At 40.7% G+C, this 317-nt stretch carries 1 protein-coding gene; it reads right to left on the minus strand.

The window, feature by feature from the left end; translation table 11 throughout:
• Positions 1 to 317: IS30 family transposase (locus RV13_RS20615; RefSeq protein ID WP_143142320.1), on the minus strand; the 317-nt coding region annotated here is incomplete at both ends.

The following is a 317-nucleotide window of genomic DNA, read 5'->3' on the forward strand; positions in this document are numbered from 1 at the left end:
GAGAATTCTTTTCCTCTATCTGGAGTGATCGTTTTGACCGCCTCATTTGGAATACTGCTTAAAAGTTCAATCATTTTCTCGCTCACATAAGCGGCTTTCTTTCTGGTGACCTTCTTTCCTGCTAAAAGGAAGCATGATTTTCTGTCTGTCAAAGTCACTAAACAAGTACCACTAGTTTTGCCAGCTACAATATCGGCTTTCCAATGACCAAAATCACTTCTATCATCTGCGGATTTTGGATGGCCATGGATCGAATGAGTAAGGCAAATCTTCCCACGAGACTCGACATGATTTTTTGTATGTCTTGTTTTTCCTCG

Origin of the sequence: Enterococcus raffinosus, from assembly GCF_001886185.1 — a bacterium.
Classification (GTDB): domain Bacteria; phylum Bacillota; class Bacilli; order Lactobacillales; family Enterococcaceae; genus Enterococcus_A; species Enterococcus_A raffinosus.